Annotated in this window: 18 protein-coding genes; 17 read left to right on the plus strand and 1 reads right to left on the minus strand. The window is 42.3% G+C overall.

What is annotated here, in order from left to right; translation table 11 throughout:
* The 16 genes from AB5Y61_RS10240 to AB5Y61_RS10315 all read left to right on the plus strand — a co-directional run.
* The coding region (locus tag AB5Y61_RS10240; protein ID WP_368404078.1) for a DMT family transporter at positions 1-466 on the plus strand (466 nt) is incomplete at its 5' end.
* A gap of 143 nt (positions 467-609) precedes the next feature.
* Positions 610-1,698 (plus strand): DUF4352 domain-containing protein, encoded by a 1,089-nt coding sequence (locus AB5Y61_RS10245; protein WP_368404079.1) that lies wholly within the window; start codon positions 610-612, stop codon positions 1,696-1,698.
* 142 nt (positions 1,699-1,840) lie between these two features.
* Positions 1,841-2,986 (plus strand): amidohydrolase, encoded by a 1,146-nt coding sequence (locus AB5Y61_RS10250; RefSeq protein ID WP_368404080.1) that lies wholly within the window; start codon positions 1,841-1,843, stop codon positions 2,984-2,986.
* A gap of 120 nt (positions 2,987-3,106) precedes the next feature.
* A complete protein-coding gene (locus AB5Y61_RS10255) occupies positions 3,107-3,934 on the plus strand; it encodes an amino acid ABC transporter substrate-binding protein (RefSeq protein WP_368404081.1) in 828 nt (275 codons plus the stop codon).
* Between the two features lie 24 nt (positions 3,935-3,958).
* Positions 3,959-4,822, plus strand: coding sequence for a MetQ/NlpA family ABC transporter substrate-binding protein (locus AB5Y61_RS10260; protein WP_049492388.1), 864 nt, complete (start codon positions 3,959-3,961; stop codon positions 4,820-4,822).
* Positions 4,823-4,894: 72 nt separating this feature from the next.
* Positions 4,895-6,268 (plus strand): M20/M25/M40 family metallo-hydrolase, encoded by a 1,374-nt coding sequence (locus tag AB5Y61_RS10265; protein WP_070662631.1) that lies wholly within the window; start codon positions 4,895-4,897, stop codon positions 6,266-6,268.
* Positions 6,261-7,328, plus strand: a complete 1,068-nt coding sequence (locus AB5Y61_RS10270; protein WP_368404082.1) for a methionine ABC transporter ATP-binding protein — start codon at positions 6,261-6,263, stop codon at positions 7,326-7,328. The genes AB5Y61_RS10265 and AB5Y61_RS10270 overlap by 8 nt, the downstream gene beginning before the upstream one ends.
* Complete coding sequence (locus AB5Y61_RS10275; protein WP_129299796.1) at positions 7,325-8,017, plus strand: methionine ABC transporter permease; 693 nt, start codon at positions 7,325-7,327, stop codon at positions 8,015-8,017. The genes AB5Y61_RS10270 and AB5Y61_RS10275 overlap by 4 nt, the downstream gene beginning before the upstream one ends.
* A gap of 15 nt (positions 8,018-8,032) precedes the next feature.
* Positions 8,033-8,611, plus strand: coding sequence for an MptD family putative ECF transporter S component (locus AB5Y61_RS10280; RefSeq protein WP_368404083.1), 579 nt, complete (start codon positions 8,033-8,035; stop codon positions 8,609-8,611).
* Between the two features lie 17 nt (positions 8,612-8,628).
* Positions 8,629-9,477: an SAM hydrolase/SAM-dependent halogenase family protein gene (locus AB5Y61_RS10285; RefSeq protein WP_195424015.1), complete on the plus strand. Its 849-nt coding sequence runs from the start codon at positions 8,629-8,631 to the stop codon at positions 9,475-9,477.
* A gap of 13 nt (positions 9,478-9,490) precedes the next feature.
* Complete coding sequence (locus tag AB5Y61_RS10290; RefSeq protein ID WP_368404084.1) at positions 9,491-10,042, plus strand: ECF-type riboflavin transporter substrate-binding protein; 552 nt, start codon at positions 9,491-9,493, stop codon at positions 10,040-10,042.
* Between the two features lie 292 nt (positions 10,043-10,334).
* Entirely contained in the window at positions 10,335-10,529 is a 195-nt protein-coding gene (locus AB5Y61_RS10295) for a helix-turn-helix transcriptional regulator (protein ID WP_003005328.1), read from the plus strand.
* Between the two features lie 28 nt (positions 10,530-10,557).
* A complete protein-coding gene (locus AB5Y61_RS10300; protein WP_368404085.1) occupies positions 10,558-11,040 on the plus strand; it encodes a DUF6773 family protein in 483 nt (160 codons plus the stop codon).
* 10 nt (positions 11,041-11,050) lie between these two features.
* On the plus strand, positions 11,051-11,542 hold the full coding sequence (locus AB5Y61_RS10305; RefSeq protein WP_368404086.1) for a DUF6773 family protein: 492 nt from the start codon (positions 11,051-11,053) through the stop codon (positions 11,540-11,542).
* A 150-nt stretch (positions 11,543-11,692) separates the two neighbouring features.
* Entirely contained in the window at positions 11,693-12,676 is a 984-nt protein-coding gene (gene trhO, locus AB5Y61_RS10310; protein WP_368404087.1) for an oxygen-dependent tRNA uridine(34) hydroxylase TrhO, read from the plus strand.
* 99 nt (positions 12,677-12,775) lie between these two features.
* On the plus strand, positions 12,776-13,672 hold the full coding sequence (locus AB5Y61_RS10315) for a DUF4299 family protein (protein ID WP_368404088.1): 897 nt from the start codon (positions 12,776-12,778) through the stop codon (positions 13,670-13,672).
* A 34-nt stretch (positions 13,673-13,706) separates the two neighbouring features.
* Here AB5Y61_RS10315 and AB5Y61_RS10320 read toward each other — a convergent pair whose 3' ends face one another.
* Positions 13,707-14,987 carry a uracil-xanthine permease family protein gene (locus AB5Y61_RS10320; protein WP_368404089.1) on the minus strand — a complete coding sequence of 427 codons (1,281 nt, stop codon included), beginning with the start codon at positions 14,985-14,987 and terminating at the stop codon, positions 13,707-13,709.
* Between the two features lie 604 nt (positions 14,988-15,591).
* On the opposite strand from AB5Y61_RS10320, the gene AB5Y61_RS10325 reads away from it, so the two are divergent.
* Positions 15,592-16,365 carry a nucleoside phosphorylase gene (locus AB5Y61_RS10325; protein ID WP_368404090.1) on the plus strand — a complete coding sequence of 258 codons (774 nt, stop codon included), beginning with the start codon at positions 15,592-15,594 and terminating at the stop codon, positions 16,363-16,365.
* The last annotated feature ends 4 nt before the right edge of the window (positions 16,366-16,369 follow it).

A 16,369-nucleotide genomic window follows, 5' to 3' on the forward strand; every position in this document is an offset into this window, starting at 1 on the left:
CAATCAATTAGCCATCACTCCTAAAGGACTAGTTTGGGGACTGGTTTCTGCCTTTGCCTATGCCCTCTACATTATTCTGCCTATTCAATTAATTCAAAAATGGGGAAGTATGTTGGTGATTGGTATCGGTATGCTCATTCCAGGACTTGTGATGATTCCCTTCACAGGAAGAAGACTCTTTCATGGTCAATATAGCATGGACAATCTGATGGGCTTAGTTGGCTTGGTGGTGATTGGGACCATATTTGCCTATACTGTCTTTTTGAAAGGAACGAGTCTGATCGGTGCAGTTAAAGGAAGTCTTCTTGCAGCTATGGAACCTATTTCAGCAGTTTTCTTTTCTTTTATCATTATGAATGAACATTTCTTTGCCATTGATTTTATAGGGATGGCCATGATCCTCCTTGCAGTTCTCTTGATTTCCCTCAAGGATTTCATGATTCAAAAAGAAAAAGGCATCTTGTAAAATCAAGACCAATCATATTTTAGTTAAAAGGTTGAGACGAAGGTCTTAGCCTTTTTATGATAGGGAAGAGTTATCACTATATAGCGTATACATAGATAGAAAAAGATGTTAAAATAGAACAAAACTTTTTTAAGGAGATGAGAATGAAAAAGATTTTTAAATGGACCCTATTTGCTGTAGCGACTTTGAGTCTAGTGGCTTGTGGCACCACTGCTCAAAAGACAAATTCGGAGCAATCAAAGACGGAAAAAGCGGCGAAAAGCTCAGCATCTGACGGTCAAGTAGAGCTGAGCCTAAAAGGAGGGCAATACATCAAACCGCCTGTCCTCAGTGACTCAGAAGACGGCACTTATTTGGCCCTTCAATTAGAATTTAAGAATGTTGCTAAAGAATCTATTAACGTGTCAGATTCAGATATCACCATTTACGATGCCGAGAATAACAAGATCAAATTGCAGTCAGGAATTTATGACCAAACGGAAGCTTTCCAATTGCTTAAGAGTGATCAGTTGGCCCAGGATAAAAAATTAACCGGCTATATCGTTTTTCCAGTCGAAAAAGGTAAAAAATACGAAGTGCAGTATGAACGAAAAACCTATAGCTCTGATAAAAAAACGAAGCCTCTAAAATTTGCGGTGGATTCTTCGAAGTATGAGGACAAGGTGGAAGCTTCAACTATTCTAGCAGATGAATACATCAATCAAGTTTACTTCAGTGGCCAACGAAAGGTCAAAAAGGATGATGCTTTTGTTTTGGGAACTGATTTGAAAAAGGAAGCCAGTGATTTCCGTGCGAAATTTGCGGCTGATTTTACTCGTAAACTACACGATTACCAATTCCCAGAAGAAGAAGTGATCCAGTTTATCGATGCTTATGAAAAGGAAAATGCCAAGCGCGCGAAATTAACCTATAAGGTTAAACAATACCTCCCGGACAAGGTGGTCATTAGCTTAAATCCTGAGACCGTCAGCATGGAAAAGACGATCTTAAATCACATGCAGACCTTCTATCAAGAACATCGTAAAGACTACCCAGGTATTATCGAAGCGAATCAGGCTCAAAACAAGGCCTATAGAGAAGAAATGATGGCTTCTCTGGCAGATCGTCCTTTAACGACGCCGGATCGATACGACTTCCAGTTGACCTTTGTTAAGAAAGATGGCAAATGGGAAGTAGAAAAAGCCTACAATAGTGAAAGCTTTATGGAAAAATTTGAAGGAAATCTTTCTTAAGATTAAAAGAGATACTCCTAGAATATGGATCTAGGAGTTTTTTATATAGTTTTAAGCTATATCAAAACCCAAGAAACAGAAATTGGACGACTACTCTTATTAGTGATAGAATAGTTTTAAGTTTGAAAGGAGATGACGATTTGTGTCTTTTTCTTATGAAGAGTTAGCAGAGATTCGCCACTATATCCACCAACACCCTGAATTGTCTGGTCAAGAATACCAGACAACCGCCTTTCTAAGGGAACGTTTGGAAGAGTTGGGGATTCGTATTTTAGAGAGTGGATTAAAAACTGGTCTGATTGCAGAAATTGGGTCCGGCCAACCAGTGGTGGCGCTACGTGCAGATATCGATGCCCTTCCAATTTTGGAACAAACAAATCTGCCCTACCAAAGTCAACATCCAGGTGTCATGCATGCTTGTGGTCACGATTTTCATCAAACAAGTCTTCTAGGAGCAGCAGCTCTTCTCAAGGAAAAAGAAGAGCAGCTGGAAGGGACAATACGCTTGATCTTTCAACCGGCAGAAGAAATTTCAGAAGGTGCTTCTGACGTTCTAGCAACAGGACTGTTGGAGGATGTTCAAGGAATTATTGGATTTCATAATATGCCTCAGCTAAAAGCAGGACAACTTGCTTTGAATGCTGGAGCAATGATGGCAGGGGTCGAAAAATTCAAGGTAATAGTAACTGGGGTCAGTAGCCATGCTGCGAGACCGGATTTGGGAGTTGATACGGTAACAGCCGTCACAACCATGGTTCAGAATGTACAATTATTAATTTCACGGACCATTTCTCCTTTTGAAACAGCTGTTTTGTCTATTACTCACTTGGATGTAGGCTCAACCTGGAATGTACTCCCTAAATCAGGTTATTTTGAAGGAACGATTCGCTCCTTTAATCCGAGTGTGCAAAGAGAGTTGAAGGAACATTTCATTTCGATCATTCGGCACGTTGCAGCAAGTCTGGAAGTGGATGTGGCTTTTGAGTGGGGAGTGACTCCGCCTGTTACTTATAATGATGAAGAATTGACCAAAGTGGTTTGGGAAGCCTCACAAAATTTAGCAGAGGTGATTCCGGCTAATCCATCTACGGCTGGAGAAGATTTTGCCTTTTACCAAGAGCAGATCCCTGGAGTCTTTGCCTTTATTGGTTCCAATGGAGAGCCCGATGCGCCAGACCTCCATCATGATCACATGACCATCGATGATGCGGCCTTTGAGGTGTCGGTTCCCTATTATGTTGAAAATGCGCAAGCTTTATTGCGGTATTTTAAAGAAAAAGAAGCGTGATAAAGAAAAACTATCACCTCCATAAAAAATATATATTAGGCAAGTGAATGCTTTTCTGATAAAATAGAAAAATACTTTTAAAATGGCCTTTTATGTGCCTGAAACCAATAAGGAGATCCTATGAATCTAAAAAAAATGATTAAATACTCTACTTTAGGATTGGTTACAGTCCTTGCGACTAGTGCTTTAGTAGCATGTTCATCTGGCAAATCAGCCAGTGGGAAAAAAACCATTGAAGTTGGGACTGTTGGAACCACCAAACCATTCTCTTACGAAGAAAAAGACGGCAAGCTAACCGGTTATGAAATCGAAGTTTTGCGTGAAATCTTCAAAGGTTCAGACAAATATGAAGTAAACTTTAACAAAACAGAGTGGTCTTCAGTCTTTGCTGGATTAGATAGTGACCGTTTCCAAATCGGTGCCAACAACATCAGCTACTCAAAAGAGCGGGAAGAAAAATACCTCTATCCAAATCCATATGCTCGCAATCCACTAGTATTGGTCGTACCAAAAGATTCTTCTATTAAATCTTTGGATGACATTGGTGGCAAGAAAACAGAAGTTGTTCAAGGAACATCTACTGCTAAACAGTTAGAAGATTACAATAAAAAGCATTCAGATAATCCAACTGACTTGCAATACACAGATGGAACCATTCAAACCATCATGGCTAATCTAGCGGATGGTCGTACCGATTACAAGATCTTCGAACGGATCTCAGTGGATACCATCATTCGTGATCAAGGCTATGACAACTTGAAGGTTATTGAGCTTCCAAGCGACCAACAACCTTATGTTTATCCAATTATTGCAAAAGAAGATAAAGACCTTCAAAAATTTGTCAACAAACGTATCAAGGAACTCTATGACAATGGAACCCTTGAAAAACTGTCTAAAAAATACTTTGGTGGAGTTTATCTACCAGAAGCAAAAGATATTAAAGAATAATATTTAATTAAAGGAGACTTCAAAATGAAATTGAAAAAAATTCTTGGTTTAACAGCTCTTGCAGCTATCGCAACATTTGCTCTTGCAGCATGTGGTTCTTCAAAATCATCTAGCAAAGATGGTGAAACAACTGTAAAAGTGGGTGTTATGACTTTGAGCGACACTGAAAAAGCTCGTTGGGATCAAGTTCAAAAGAACTTGGATGACGCTAAAACAGGAATCAAATTGGAATTCACTCAATTTACAGACTACTCACAACCAAACGTGGCTGTAAAAGATGGTAGCGTGGATATCAATGCTTTCCAACACTACAACTTCCTTGATAACTGGAACTCTAAAAATGACAATGCCCTTGTTGCAGTAGCAGATACGTACATCGCTCCAATCCGTCTTTACTCTGGTACAGAAAACGGTAAAAACAAATACACTTCAATTAAAGAAATTCCTAAAGGTGGAACAATCGCTGTACCAAATGACCCAACAAATGAAAGCCGTGCCTTGTATGTCTTGCAATCAGCTGGTTTGATTAAATTGGATACTAAGGATGGACAATTGGCAAACGTGTCAAACATCAAAGAAAATTCAAAAGATTTGAAGATTTCTGAATTGGATGCTTCACAAACACCATCTGCTCTTCCATCAGTAGATGCTGCAGTCATCAACAATACCTTCGTTCGTGAAGCAGGCGTTGATTTCAAAAAAGCGATCTATGTTGAAAAGAAAGACAACAACTCAAAACAATGGTACAACGTGATCGCTGCTAAGAAAGATTGGGAAAAATCTGATAAAGCAAAAGCAATCAAAGAAATCATCAAAGCCTATCACAAAGACAATGTGAAGAAAGTGATCGAAGAATCTTCAGAAGGAATGGACCAACCAGTCTTCTAAGATTTGATCTCAAGTGTATGAAGGAGGTGGAGAAGCAATTCTCTACCTCTTATCGTGTATTAGGAGGAATGCATGCCTTTTGCAACAGAAGCGGAACAAATCCGTAAATTTGAAAATGATGAGGTCGCACAACATTATTTTGAAGTGTTGCGAACCTTGATTTCAAAAAAATCCATCTTTGCCCAACAAGTTGGTCTCAAGGAAGTAGCCAACTATTTGGGAGAAATTTTTACAGCTGCAGGAGCCAAAGTCGAAGTGGATGATAGCTATACAGCACCTTTTGTGATTGCCAAATTTTTCTCGCCAAATCCTGAAGCCAAAACCATCATTTTTTATAACCACTATGATACGGTACCAGCTGATGGAGATCAACCTTGGACGGGAGATCCCTTCACCTTATCTGTTCATTATGGAACCATGTACGGTCGAGGGGTTGATGATGACAAGGGGCATATCACAGCTCGTCTCACAGCTCTTCGAAAATACATTCGTGAAAGTGGCGATTTGCCAGTCAATATCACCTTTATCATCGAAGGGGCAGAGGAGTCTGCATCGACTGACTTGGATAAATACTTGGCCAAACACAAGAAACACTTGCGTGGGGCAGACCTCCTAGTCTGGGAACAAGGCACACGAAATAATCAGGGTCAGTTGGAAATTTCCGGTGGTAGCAAGGGGATCGTCACCTTTGATATGGTGGTGAAGAGTGCAGAAGTGGATATTCATTCCAGCTATGGCGGTGTGGTAGACTCTGCTTCTTGGTATTTGTTAAATGCTATCGCCAGTCTTCGTGACAAAGAAGGCCGAATCTTGGTGGATGGGATTTATGATCAGATCCAAGAACCCAATGAACGCGAGCTAGCTTTGATCGAGCAATATGCCAACAAAGGACCAGAAGATGTAGCGGAAACCTATGGTCTAACCCTTCCAATCTTGAAGGAAGACCGAAAAGAATTCCTGCGCCGTTTCTATTTTGAACCAGCCCTGAATATTGAAGGTTTTGGCTCTGGTTACCAAGGACAAGGTGTTAAAACGATTCTTCCGGCAGAGGCGCGTGCCAAGATGGAGGTGCGCTTGGTTCCTGGACTGGATCCCAAGGATGTCTTAGAAAAGATCAAGCAGCAATTGAAGAAAAATGGCTATAATCAGGTCGAATTGGTCTATACTCTCGGTGAAATGAGTTACCGAAGTGATATGAGTGCCCCATCGATTTTAAATGTCATACGGCTGGCCAAAGATTTCTATAGAGAAGGAGTTTCTGTTCTTCCAACAACAGCGGGAACAGGGCCAATGCACACGGTCTTTGAGGCTTTGCAGGTGCCGATGGCAGCCTTTGGAATTGGCAATGCCAATAGCCGTGATCATGGGGGCGACGAAAATGTGAAAATCGCCGATTATTACACCCATATTGAATTGATAAAGGAGTTAATAGCAAGTTATGAGTAAAGCAATGATTCAGCTGGACCACATTGATGTGACCTTCCAGCAAAAGAAACGTCAGATCCAAGCCGTCAAAGATGTGACCATTCATATTAATGAAGGCGATATCTATGGGATTGTAGGGTATTCCGGAGCCGGGAAATCGACCTTGGTTCGGGTGATCAATCTCTTGCAAGTGCCTAGCGCCGGAACCATCACTGTGGATGGAGATGTGATTTATCAAGATCAGGTGACCCTAAAACCGGCTGCCCTTCGGGAGAAACGTCGGGATATCGGAATGATTTTCCAACACTTCAACTTGATGGCTCAAATGACTGTCGCAGAAAATGTGGCCTTTGCTCTTAAACATTCTAAATTAAACAAAGAACAAAAGAATGAGAAAGTGGCGAAATTGTTGGAATTGGTTGGTCTAGCTGACCGTGCAGAGAATTACCCAGCACAATTGTCTGGTGGTCAAAAGCAGCGGGTAGCGATTGCGCGTGCCCTTGCCAATGATCCAAAGATTTTGATCTCAGATGAGTCAACTTCAGCCTTGGATCCAAAGACGACTAAACAAATTCTAGCTCTGTTGCAAGAATTGAACAAGAAACTTGGTTTAACCATTGTCTTGATCACCCATGAGATGCAAATTGTTAAAGATATTGCCAACCGGGTAGCTGTCATGCAAAATGGTGAACTGATCGAAGAGGGTTCTGTTTTAGATATCTTCTCCAATCCGAAAAATGGCTTGACCCAAGACTTTATCACTGTTGCAACAGGAATCGATGAAGCCATGGTGAAAATCAACCAACAAGCTATTGTTAAGAACTTGCCAGATGATTCGATTTTAGCGCATCTCAAGTATGCAGGTTCTGTAACAGATACAGCGATCATCAATGATATTTACAAGCAGTACCAAATCTCTGCCAACATTTTATTTGGGAATATCGAGATCCTTGATAACACGCCTGTTGGAGAGTTGGTGGTCATCTTATCAGGTGAAACTCAAAATCTGGAAACGGCCAAAGCTGAGTTAGAAAATGCAGGAGTTTCCGTGACTATTGTGAAAGATGGGAGAAAAGCATGATCCAGTTAATTCAAACATATTTACCAAATGTCTATAAATTAGGGTGGTCTGGCCAGTATGGTTGGGGAACCGCTATTTACCTGACCCTTTATATGACCGTTATTTCCTTCATTATTGGTGGATTTTTAGGTTTAGTGACAGGGCTTTTATTAGTCTTGACCCGTCCAGGTGGCGTCATCGAAAATAGAATCGTTTTCCAAATTTTAGACAAGATTACTTCTTTGTTCCGTGCCATTCCCTTCATTATCTTGTTGGCCTTTATTAATCCATTGACCTACTTGCTCTTGAAAAATACCATCGGACCTACAGCAGCCCTTGTTCCATTGTCCCTAGCTGTCTTTCCATTCTTTGCTCGCCAAGTCCAAGTGGTCTTGTCAGAATTGGATGGAGGCGTGATTGAAGCAGCACAAGCCAGTGGGGCAACCTTCTGGGATATTGTCGGTGTCTACCTTCGTGAAGGGCTTCCTGATTTGATCCGTGTGACAACCGTGACCATCATTTCCTTGATCGGGGAAACCGCCATGGCGGGTGCCGTTGGTGCAGGAGGACTAGGAACCTTAGCCATCAACTACGGGAAAAACATGTTTAACAATGATGTCATCTTTGTAGCGACCTTGTTGATTCTCATTCTGATCGTTCTGGTCCAATTTATGGGCGATTTCCTATCCAAGAAAATTAGCCACCGGTAATGATGGGATAGATACATGAAAATAATACAGAAACATCAGTTTAAGCAGGTTGCGGCCTTTGCAGGCTTGTATTTTCTTGCTATTGGCTTAGGCGTCCTGCTTGGAAGTCTGGTTGATCATCGAGGCAACATGTTTTATGCTCCAGCCTTCTCTGCTCTAGTTGGTGGAGCCATCTATCGAGTCTATGTTGAAAAAATTCAACGAACAGGAGCCATTCTAGTCGTAGCTCTTGTGATTGGTGCTTTTTTCCTTTTCACTCGTCATGGGGCCGGAGCTTTTCTTCCTGCTCTTGCTGGAGGTCTCTTGGCTGAATTGGTCGCAGCCCGTGGCCACTATCAGTCGAAGCTAGGCAATGCGCTTTCCTTCCTCCTCTTTTCCTTTACGACGACAGGGCCCATTCTTATGATGTGGATCCAACCGGCTAGTTACCGTGCTTCTTTACTAGCCCGTGGGAAGTCGATGGATTATATTGAACGCGTTATGGTACCGTCGAATATGGGAACGGTGAGCTGGTTTTTACTGACCCTTCTTCTTGGATCTCTACTAGGTTATCTTCTTGGACAATTGGTCTATCAAAAGCTAGATAGAAAATGATATGATGGAGAAGAAATATGCACAATAATTTACTAGTCCTTCAGTCAGACTTTGGTCTGGTGGATGGGGCTGTCTCCGCTATGATCGGGGTCGCCTTAGAGGAATCACCAACCCTCAAGATACACCACTTGACCCATGACATTACCCCTTATAATATCTTTGAGGGAAGTTACCGCCTTTTTCAGACGGTGGATTACTGGCCTGAGGGGACAACCTTTGTTTCGGTCGTCGATCCGGGTGTCGGCTCTAAACGAAAGAGCGTCGTAGCCAAAACGGCCAAGAATCAATATATTGTCACACCAGATAATGGGACCCTCTCTTTCATCAAGAAACATGTAGGGATTGTTGCCATTCGTGAGATTTCAGAGGTGAAGAACCGCCGGGCCAATACAGAGTTTTCTTATACCTTCCACGGGCGTGATGTCTATGCCTATACAGGAGCTAAGTTAGCCAGTGGCCATATCAGCTTTGAGGAAGTGGGTCCAGAACTCAGTGTTGAACACATTGTAGAAATTCCAGTGGTGGAGACCATCTTTGAAGAGAACTTAGTTAAAGGAGCAGTCGATATTCTCGATGTGCGCTTTGGTTCTCTGTGGACTTCGATTACTCGGGAAGAGTTTAATCATTTGGAACCCGAATTTGGGGAACGCTTTGAAGTGACCATCTATAACAATGACATGCTGGTTTACCAAAACCAAGTGACCTATGGCAAGTCTTTCGCTGATGTGCGGATTGGACAGCCAATCCTTTATATCAATTCCCTCTACCGTGTTGGTCTTGCCATCAACCAGGGATCCTTTGCCAAGGCCTATAATGTAGGAGTTGGGGCTTCTTGGCATATCGAAATTAGAAAAATGGAAAATTAATAGGAGATAAAATATGAAACAAAAACAAGCTTTTTCAATTAAGGATGTTGTAGCCATTGGGGTTGGAGCGGCCCTCTTTGTCGTGATTGCAATGATCCCAATTCCGGCACCAGCGCCAAATACCAGCATTCAGTTGCAGTATGCGCTTCAAGCACTTTTTAGTGTAGTCTTTGGCCCGATTGTTGGCTTTTTAATGGGCTTGATCGGACATGCTATCAAAGATGCCATGTCTGGAAGCCTCTGGTGGACTTGGATCATTTCTAGTGGCTTGTTTGGTCTCTTTGTTGGTTTCTTCCGAAAACAAATCGGTGACCTCAAAGGAGAAGTGACCAAGAAAGAATTGATCGTCTTTAACGTCGTACAAATTGTAGCCAATCTTGTAATTTGGGGACTGATTGCACCGGTTGGGGATGTGATGATCTACAAAGAAAGTGCCAACAAGGTCTTCCTACAAGGTGTTGTAGCAGGTTCTGTCAATGCTTTAGTGGTAGCTATTGCAGGTTCATTCCTCTTGATTGCCTATGCTCGTACCCAAACAAAAGACGGAAGTTTGTCTAAAGACTAATCATAAATAAGAAGAGAGAGTGGGACAGAAATCGGTAATTCGTTAGAATTCGATTTCGTCGTCCCACCTCCGCACAGTTGAGTAGGGCTGTAAAAGCTGATGTAATCAGCGTAGTAAAGCCCACTCAACCACTGCGTCTTACTCGACAATCCAAAGACATTTGAGAGGCTAGGACTTTTATCCCAGCCTCTTTTTGTGAACAAAAAATATTTTTTACAAAATGTAAGATATATATTGCAAAATAGAAAATATAGTGTATAATAGAGCTATAAAAACAAGAAAGGAAAAGCATGTGGCGAAAAATCTCAAATTAAAAATGGCCCGGGTCGAGCATGATATGACCCAGGGAGATCTTGCAGATGCCATCGGGGTGACACGCCAGACCATTGGTCTGATTGAGGCGGGGAAATATAACCCAACCCTCAGCCTCTGCCTAGCAATTTGTAAGACCTTGGATAAGACGCTGGATCAACTGTTCTGGGAGTAACAGTTTTAACAATAGAAAGAGGAAATAAATGAAACAAAAGAAAGAACCAATTGTAAAAGATGAGCGGACCATGCTGCTTGATGGAAAAATCGCAGGAGAACTTGTCCTTGGGATGACCTGCTTTATTGCAGTCTCTGCCTTTGTGAAAGCTAGTATCCTGGATTTAGACCTAGTAGCCTATATGCCCGAACTTATTCTCTTAATTGTCATGGGAGTTTATGCCTTTGTGAGAAGGATCAGCTCAGGGATCGACATTCGAGATATGTTAGAAAAAGATAGCTGGTTCAGCCGCATCGGGGCAGGTATCTTATTTGCCTTATTTGTGATCGCATCAGATGTGATTGGGAAGCGCGAAACGATGAGCTTTATGTTCAGCCCCAAGTATCTGCTCAAAATCGTTCTTGCCATTTTAGTCTTTGCCCTTTTGACTTATCTGCTTGAAAAACCACTTGCTCTTATCAATCGGAAAAAACAAGAGAAGATAGAGGCAGAGTTAGAGGATGAAGAATAAGGAGAAAGCAATGAGATTACAATTACTGAACAAACAAATCATAGATGAACGAGAAGAAGGGCTGGCCAATAAAGCTGGTGCGGAGACGGCTGGTTTTCTGTTCCTTGCCTTAACTGTTTTTAGTGTGGGATCCATTTTTACGTCTAAGGTGGGGTTAAGTCCAATCATGGTGGTAGCCTTACTCATCGCCTCAGGATTTTATTATTCGGTTCGTTGTCAACGATTGGGTGTGAGATTTATCAATTATAGCTATCTAAATGTGATGGGAATTGTAGCAGTAACCCTTGTTCATTCCTTGTTTATCTGGGCTCAAAATTTTCAATTAAACCAGGCTGTCTATCACTCAAATCCCTTCCATTCAAAATTCTTGCTGGTGCTTCCGATCACATTTCTCCTGAATCTTCCGATTGTATGGGGGATGAATTTCCTTGTGATGCTCCTAGCAAAAGTTGAGAAAAAACGCTATGAAGCCTATCTGGATCAGTTGGAAAAAGAAGAGTAATTAGTTGAAACCTTATTTTTGTCGTAAAAAAGTCTGGAACCCCAGGCTTTTATTTTTCGGTCAAATAAATTGCATTCGCTTTCTTGGGGGAGTATACTGGTATAGTTGAATGAAAAATTCTGATAATTTAATCTTAGAAAAGAGAATCTTATGGCAAAACCTATTCGTGTTTTACTTTACTATAAATATGTTCCCATCGAAAACGCAGAACAATTTGCGGCTGATCACTTGGCTTTCTGTAAATCAATCGGGCTCAAGGGCCGTATCCTAGTCGCTGACGAAGGAATTAACGGAACCGTTTCTGGTGATTACGAAACGACGCAAAAATACATGGACTATGTTCATAGCCTTCCAGGTATGGAAGACCTCTGGTTCAAGATGGATGAGGAAGAAGAACAAGCTTTCAAGAAGATGTTTGTTCGCTACAAAAAGGAAATCGTCCACCTTGGTTTAGAAGATGAAAACTTTGACCAAGATATTGATCCCCTTGAAACAACAGGTGCTTACTTGTCTCCAAAAGAATTCAAAGAAGCTCTTCTAGACGAAGATACAGTTGTCCTTGATACTCGTAACGACTACGAGTATGACCTAGGTCATTTCCGTGGTGCTATCCGCCCAGACATCCGTAATTTCCGTGAATTGCCACAATGGGTCCGTGATAACAAAGAGAAATTTATGGACAAGCGTGTCGTCGTATACTGTACAGGTGGAGTCCGTTGTGAGAAATTTTCTGGTTGGATGGTGCGTGAAGGTTACAAAGATGTTGGCCAATTACACGGCGGTATCGCAACTTACGGGAAAGACCCAGAAGTTCAAGGTGAACTTTGGGATGGGAAAATGTACGTCTTTGACGAACGGATTGCAGTCGATGTTAACCATGTCGATCCAAGTGTTGTCGGAAAAGACTGGTTTGATGGAACACCATGTGAACGCTATGTCAACTGTGGAAATCCTTTCTGTAACCGTCGGATTTTGACCTCAGAAGAAAACGAAGACAAGTACCTTCGCGGTTGCTCACACGAGTGTCGTGTTCACCCACGCAATCGTTATGTAGAAGAACACGACTTGTCACAAGCAGAAGTTGCTGAGCGTTTGGCCCTTATCGGTGAGACACTTGATGGAGCACCTGCATAATAGAAACAAACAGTCTGAAAGCTCAGGCTGTTTTTATATGGAAATTGATTGAAAATTGTGCTATACTTTAAGTAAGCGATTTCACAAAGGAGAAAACAAATGAGTATCGTGTTTTCAATTAAAAATAAAAAGAGCTTATTTGGCTATCAGAAAGTACTCGCAGCACAGGAAGTTCTTAAATTGGTGGAGGGGTTGACAACCTACAACTATGATCCTGCTACACTTCATCGTCCCTTAAATGATTTTGAAGGCTTGAACTGTATCGTGTACAGAAAAAGTGGTCTTCCCCTGCAGTTACGCTATTTTGATGAGGAAGAGTCTTATCAGATTCAGGTGCCCTCTTTTGCGATAGAAGAAGATTGGCAGTTGGCCCTGCGATGGATCAGTCGCCTGGGAGAAGTACTGGGAACCGAGATTGTATCGAGCGATGGTGCAAGCTATACACCAGATTCTATTTTCCATTTTGATTATGAAGTCGTCATCCTAGAAACGTTGGGTAATGTGACGAAAGAAAAAGATCTAAAAGAGTTTGAAGTACAAGGATTCGCTCATCCGGTCTATTTGGATCGGGATACGGTTCAGGAAGTCTTGAACCATGTCCACCCACTAGAAGCCTACTCCGCCTTTGTCAAGAAGATTCAATACAGTACAGCTTACTTCAGTCAAGTCCGTTTTTATCAACAGGAGGAGACCGGAGCCTTCCTAGCTAGCTATAGCTTGACAGAAGATACGGATACGGTCTTGCCAAGCCTGCCACATGTTCCTGCAGAATATGTAGAAATTGTGGGCTTATCAGGTATTATTGATTGGCGGGTTCTTTTGGTGGCGATTGATGGAGATCCGGATAAGCCAGAAAATTACCATCCAATTTCTTCCGTTCCTTTGAAGGCACTCATAGAAGCCTTAGAGCCTGATGAATACCAGCTGCTAGATGCTAGTCAAGTTGAAATCAAAAAATTGTCCAAGGAACGCTTGTTGCAATTATCTCAACTCTAATAAAAAAAGTTCTCAGTGTTGAGAACTTTTTTTATTAGTTTGATTCATGTGGTAAGATCAAGTTAAGGATGATTCCTGTCATAGCTGAGAGGGCTGTTCCTGAAAGGGTCACTGGACCGAGTTTCAGAATTGCTCCACCAAGTCCAAGAACCAACATGGCACTTGCAATAATCAAGTTGCGCATCAAGCTAAAGTCGACACGTTCTTTAATCAAGACTTTCAAACCGTTACTTGCGATGACTCCATAGAGTAAGATGGACATCCCACCTAGAACAGAGTTTGGAATGGTAGAAATAAGAGCTGTAAATTTACCAAGGAAGCTCAAAGAAATAGCGATCAAGGCTGCATTCCGGATAACAGAAACTGAAGCGATACGAGTCATCCCAATAACTCCAGTGTTTTCACCGTAAGTGGTATTCGCTGGACCACCAAGGAAGGCTGATACAGAAGTTGCAATCCCGTCTCCAAGAAGGGTACGGTGAAGTCCCGGTTGTTTCAAGAATTGACGGCCACAGATTTGGCTAAGCACTGTATGGTCACCGATATGTTCTGAAATCGTTACGATAGCAATTGGCAAGATAGCGATGGTTTCAGGGCCGAAATACAAGTTGTATTGTTTGAAGGCACCACCCGTATTGAAAGGAAGATAGAAACCAGGGATTTCAAACCAGTTTGCTTTGAGGACTGGTTTGAAGTCAACCAAGCCCAAGCAGACTGCGAAGACATAACCACCGATAATGGCAAAGAGGAAAGGAATGATTTTGAAGAAACCTTTTCCTTTGGTGTTGATGAAGGCAGCGATTAGGAAGGTCACGACAGCGACAAGGGCATTTTTCCAGTTTCCTCCTTCAACAAAACCAGCGTTCTTTACAGCTGATCCAGCAAGCCCTAGACCAATAACGATAATCATAGGTCCAATGACAACGGCAGGGAGCAATTTGTCAATCCAGCGAGTGCCAGCCACTTTAACACCTGCTGCGACAAGCACGTAGATGAGACCAGTCAGGATAACCCCTGTTTGGGCTGCATCGACTTTTCCTCCCATTTCTTTCATCGCCAAAGCCATGGCTGTGATGAAGGCGAAGGAAGATCCGAGGTAGACAGGGACTTTAAAGCCGGTACAAGTCATATAGATCAGTGTCCCAACCCCTGATGCGAAGAGGGCAACGGATACGGGCATGCCCAAGATGAGTGGTACCAGGATGGTTGCCCCAAACATGGCAAAAACGTGTTGGAAACTTAATAAGATTCCTTTTAGGGGTGCCGGACTTTGGTCGACATCCAGGAGCAAATCAACAGTTGATTCTTCTTTCATAATAACCTCACTTTTGGGCACCAAAAAAGAGCCCATGATTTATTTGCATAGCAAGGGCCCTCAGATTATTCATATTCTGTGTCTTTGTCACCTCACAGGATGACATTAAAAACCTTTGCTTCTAAGAAGTATAGCAGAAAAAATTCGTTTTGTAAACGAATTTTTCCCGAGCCCAAAAATAAAAAAAGCGAGGCAGGAGTTAGTAAGTGTTATCTATTATCATCAAGAAAGAGGTCTGCGATAGACGCAGTGGTTGAGTGGCCCATCCCCCGCTCTAATTCTCGCTTGGATGGTCCTACTCAACTTTGCGGGGGAGGGACGACGAAACCGTCATTTAAAATGGTAACCGATTTCTGTCCCTCTCCCTTTTCCCGAGCCAAGAAATAAAAAAGCGAGGCAGGAGTTATCTATTTTCATCAGGAAAGAGGTCAACGGTAGACGCAGTGGTTGAGGTATCCCTCTTTATTATCTTTTGGAGGACAGCTGTGTTGTTTCCTAGCACAAAAAGCGAACAAGTGAGCTTGCTTTCCCCTTTGTTAGAAGGAAAGAGGCCGATTTTGTGGTATAATAGGGGCCTAGAAGTAGAATGAAAGAGGTGCAGGAAATGCTGTTAGAAGAATTTGATGCCAATCGACAGGCGATTATCAATCCACAAGACTTACACGAACCAATTGAAGGATTTCCCAAAGTAGTCATCTCTTGCTTTTCAAGAGTAACGTTTGCGCGCCTCCTTGAAAATTACGATCATGAGGTCATTACAAGAACCTCCATGGCCAATTTTGAAGTCTTGGTCTATGGAATCACTATTGGAGACCAACAGATTGGTGCCTTTAATGCACCCGTTGGGGCTGCTTCCTGTGTGGGGATTATAGAGGATTTGATTCAATTTGGGATGGAAAAACTCGTTCTCTTTGGAACTTGTGGAGTTTTGGACCAAGATATCGAAGCAACCTCCATCATCATTCCAACAGCTGCTCTTCGTGACGAGGGGACAAGTTACCACTATCTTCCGGCTAGTGATGAAGTGGAAGTAAACAAGAGAACACTTCATCTCTTCCAAGCCTTTCTGGACAGCCACAAGGTTTCCTATCAGTCAGGGAAAGTGTGGACGACAGATGCACCGTACCGGGAAACCATCGACAAAATGAAGCGACGAAAGGAAGCGGGAGCCATCTGTGTGGATATGGAATGTTCGGCAGTGGCAGCTTTAGCAGCTTATAGGGGATTTGAGCTCTGTCATTTCTTCTACGCAGCAGACCATCTCTCGGAAGAAAAATGGGATATCCGAACCTTATCTAGTCATGAGGATTTAGATAGCAAGGATCGAATCGCGGAGTTAGCCATCCAATTTGCGCTCTTATGGGAAAAGGCAAACTAAATGA

Origin of the sequence: Streptococcus parasanguinis, assembly GCF_040908565.1 — a bacterium.
GTDB lineage: Bacteria > Bacillota > Bacilli > Lactobacillales > Streptococcaceae > Streptococcus > Streptococcus parasanguinis_AC.

What these genes read in the sequence shown, in the direction of transcription:
- AB5Y61_RS10265 (WP_070662631.1), top strand. Translation starts at nt 4,895, where the DNA reads ATGCCTTTTGCAACAGAAGCGGAACAAATCCGTAAATTTGAAAATGAT.
- trhO (WP_368404087.1), top strand. Translation starts at nt 11,693, where the DNA reads ATGGCAAAACCTATTCGTGTTTTACTTTACTATAAATATGTTCCCATC.
- AB5Y61_RS10275 (WP_129299796.1), top strand. Translation starts at nt 7,325, where the DNA reads ATGATCCAGTTAATTCAAACATATTTACCAAATGTCTATAAATTAGGG.
- AB5Y61_RS10300 (WP_368404085.1), top strand. Translation starts at nt 10,558, where the DNA reads ATGAAACAAAAGAAAGAACCAATTGTAAAAGATGAGCGGACCATGCTG.
- AB5Y61_RS10280 (WP_368404083.1), top strand. Translation starts at nt 8,033, where the DNA reads ATGAAAATAATACAGAAACATCAGTTTAAGCAGGTTGCGGCCTTTGCA.
- AB5Y61_RS10320 (WP_368404089.1), bottom strand. Translation starts at nt 14,987, where the DNA reads ATGAAAGAAGAATCAACTGTTGATTTGCTCCTGGATGTCGACCAAAGT.
- AB5Y61_RS10245 (WP_368404079.1), top strand. Translation starts at nt 610, where the DNA reads ATGAAAAAGATTTTTAAATGGACCCTATTTGCTGTAGCGACTTTGAGT.
- AB5Y61_RS10315 (WP_368404088.1), top strand. Translation starts at nt 12,776, where the DNA reads ATGAGTATCGTGTTTTCAATTAAAAATAAAAAGAGCTTATTTGGCTAT.
- AB5Y61_RS10270 (WP_368404082.1), top strand. Translation starts at nt 6,261, where the DNA reads ATGAGTAAAGCAATGATTCAGCTGGACCACATTGATGTGACCTTCCAG.
- AB5Y61_RS10325 (WP_368404090.1), top strand. Translation starts at nt 15,592, where the DNA reads ATGCTGTTAGAAGAATTTGATGCCAATCGACAGGCGATTATCAATCCA.
- AB5Y61_RS10305 (WP_368404086.1), top strand. Translation starts at nt 11,051, where the DNA reads ATGAGATTACAATTACTGAACAAACAAATCATAGATGAACGAGAAGAA.
- AB5Y61_RS10290 (WP_368404084.1), top strand. Translation starts at nt 9,491, where the DNA reads ATGAAACAAAAACAAGCTTTTTCAATTAAGGATGTTGTAGCCATTGGG.
- AB5Y61_RS10285 (WP_195424015.1), top strand. Translation starts at nt 8,629, where the DNA reads ATGCACAATAATTTACTAGTCCTTCAGTCAGACTTTGGTCTGGTGGAT.
- AB5Y61_RS10255 (WP_368404081.1), top strand. Translation starts at nt 3,107, where the DNA reads ATGAATCTAAAAAAAATGATTAAATACTCTACTTTAGGATTGGTTACA.
- AB5Y61_RS10260 (WP_049492388.1), top strand. Translation starts at nt 3,959, where the DNA reads ATGAAATTGAAAAAAATTCTTGGTTTAACAGCTCTTGCAGCTATCGCA.